This is a genomic window from Streptomyces sp. SID3343, from assembly GCF_009865215.1.
Classification (GTDB): domain Bacteria; phylum Actinomycetota; class Actinomycetes; order Streptomycetales; family Streptomycetaceae; genus Embleya.
Genome location: NZ_WWJX01000241.1, coordinates 1 through 2,505, shown reverse-complemented (window position 1 = coordinate 2,505; position 2,505 = coordinate 1). Strand labels below are relative to the sequence as shown.

3 protein-coding genes and 1 pseudogene are annotated in these 2,505 nt (G+C 72.0%); all 4 read left to right on the top strand.

Annotation, left to right across the window (positions count from 1 at the left end; genetic code table 11):
• The coding region (locus GT354_RS08585; RefSeq protein WP_161355662.1) for a helix-turn-helix domain-containing protein at positions 1-336 on the top strand (336 nt) is incomplete at its 5' end.
• A gap of 307 nt (positions 337-643) precedes the next feature.
• Positions 644-1,180, top strand: coding sequence for a flavin reductase family protein (locus tag GT354_RS08580; protein WP_346011932.1), 537 nt, complete (start codon positions 644-646; stop codon positions 1,178-1,180).
• A 66-nt stretch (positions 1,181-1,246) separates the two neighbouring features.
• Positions 1,247-1,903, top strand: a complete 657-nt coding sequence (locus tag GT354_RS08575) for a TetR/AcrR family transcriptional regulator (protein WP_161355661.1) — start codon at positions 1,247-1,249, stop codon at positions 1,901-1,903.
• A 33-nt stretch (positions 1,904-1,936) separates the two neighbouring features.
• A pseudogene (locus GT354_RS53665) lies at positions 1,937-2,505 on the top strand (hypothetical protein); the annotation flags it as partial.

The following is a 2,505-nucleotide window of genomic DNA, read 5'->3' as shown; positions in this document are numbered from 1 at the left end:
GGCGCGTCCGGCGGCCCGATCGCCGCCCACGACGCGGCCGGCCTGGACCGGATGCTCCTGGACTGGTACTCCTCCGACGCCGCCCGCGAGGCGGTGCACGAACTCCTCGCCCCCGTCCTGGCCCTGGGCCCGCAACGCGCGGCCCCGCTCCTGCGTACCCTCCAGGCCTACCTGGACCACCAGGGCTCCCCGGCCCGCGCCGCCGACGAACTCCACCTGCACCGCAACGCGGTCACCAAACGCGTGCGCAAGGTCGGCGAACTGATCGGCGCCGACCTGGAGGACCCCCGACAACGCCTGGCCGTCCAACTCGCCTGCCGCGCCCACCTGATGTGAGCGGCCGGGCGTCGGCTTCGCGGACGCCCGGGTCCGGACGGGCCCCGCGTGGCGCGCCGCGTCGTGCCCTCGTGTCGGCCGAGCGCCGGGTCGACCGCATCGACGCCGGCCTCCGCGTCCTCGGACGCCTTGGCGCACACCTTCGTCCGGACCCCACCTCGGCACCGCCCCCGACCCGAGGCCCCCGACTCCGCAGGTTGCCCGAATCGGACTACCCGTCGTCGTCGCGGGCAGGGACACCCGGGCACAGGGTTCCAGGGCGGCCATCCGATGGGTGGCGGCCGGTATCGACAGCGGAGGCACGATCGTGGTCGCACGCACACCCGACAACTCCGAACACTCCTCCCGCCCGCATCCGACCTTCGACGACTTCGTCGATCGGCTCGACTACCCGATGTTCGTGGTGACCGCGGCGCATCCCGGTACCGGCGAGCCGACCGGCTGCCTGGTGGGCTTCGCGTCGCAGGTGAGCATCGACCCACCCGGATTCATGGTCTGTATCTCCCTCACCAACCACACACACGACATCGCCGTCGCGGCCACCACCCTCGCCGTGCACGCGCTGACCGCCGAGCAGCACCCGATCGCGTCGCTGTTCGGCGAGGAGAGCGGCGACGTCGTCGACAAGTTCGCGCACTGCGGGTGGACGCCGGGCCCCGGTGGTGTGCCCGTCCTCGACGACTGCCCGCGGCACTTCGTGGGTCGCGTCGTGCGCACGTTCGGGCTCGGCGACCACACCGGCGTGTTGCTGGAGCCGCTCGACCTCGCGGACCCGCAGCCGGACCGGTCGCCATTGCTGATGTTCTCCGCCGTGCGCGACCTGGACCCCGGGCACGCGAACTGACCCCGCCCCGCCCCGGCGGTGGTGTGGTGCGCCGCGCCGGTCGAGGTGGCGCGCTGCGTAGTCTGCATGGCCATGAACGGTGACAGCGAGGTCGGCGGCCCGGGGTTGCGGGAGCGCAAGCGGCGGCGGATGCATCAGGCGATCTCGGATACGGCGATCTCGATGTTCCTCGCCAGGGGATTCGACGACGTGTCGGTCGCGGAGGTGGCCGGCGCGGTCGACATCTCCAAGCCCACCCTGTTCCGGTACTTCCCGACCAAGGAGGATCTCGTCCTCCACCGGTTCGCCGACCACGAGGACGAGCCTGCCCGGGTGGTGGCGCGCCGGCCGGCGAACGTGTCGCCGTTGGACGCGCTCCACCGACACTTCCTCGCCGGCCTCGCGCGCCGCGACCCGGTGACCGGGCTGTGCGACAACGCCGACGTGCTCGCGTTTCACACCCTGTTGTACGAGACGCCGAGCCTGGTCGCGCGGCTGTACGTGTTCACCCATCGCTCCGAGGACGCGTTGGCCGCGGTGCTCGGCGGACCCGACGACATCGAGGCGCGGTTGGCCGCGGGGCAGATCGTCACCGTGTTGCGCATCCTCGCCCAGGACAACTGGCGGCGGATCGCGGCGGGGGAGAGCGCCGAGACGGTCGAGCCCCGCGCGGTGGCTGCGGCGGGGCGGGCGTTCACGCAATTGCGGGACGGCCTGCGCCGCTACACACATGTAACCGAGTAACATTTTTGACTCGGTCACATTATTGTGGCCGGTATGACGTCACTCGACCCCGGGCTCGAACACGAACACACCCACGGACTCGAACCCGACTCCGACTCCGAACCCAAACCCGCACCCGACTCCGACTCCGACTCCGAACCCGAACCCGAACCCGAACCCACTCACGGCCCCCGACGCCCACTCGCCCGGGAACTCGAACGCGAACTCGACCGGGAGCGCGCCCACCACGAGGTGTGCCGCACGGCCATGGCGAAGATGGTCGAGGGCGCCGTCGAACACGTGGTCACCGGCGCCGACGTCTCGGCGTCGGGCGCCGATGCCGAGGTGCTGGGTTACCACCTGCGCAGTCACGCCAAGGAGTTGGGCGAACTGCCCGAGACGCCGCTGTTCTTCGGCCGGCTCGACTTCGAGGACAGCGCCGCCGCCGGCGCGCACCGCCGCCGTCACTACCACATCGGCCGCCGCCGGATCACCACCGATCTCGCCGCCCCGCCCCTGGTCGTGGACTGGCGGGCGCCCGTGTCCCGCGCCTTCTACCGGGCGAGTCCGCGTGATCCGCACGGCGTCGCGGTCCGCCGCCGCTTCGGCTGGGCGCCGTTCGG

Bases quoted from the DNA above. Each gene is read 5' to 3' on its own strand.
- GT354_RS08575 (WP_161355661.1), top strand. From the start codon at position 1,247: ATGGCCATGAACGGTGACAGCGAGGTCGGCGGCCCGGGGTTGCGGGAG.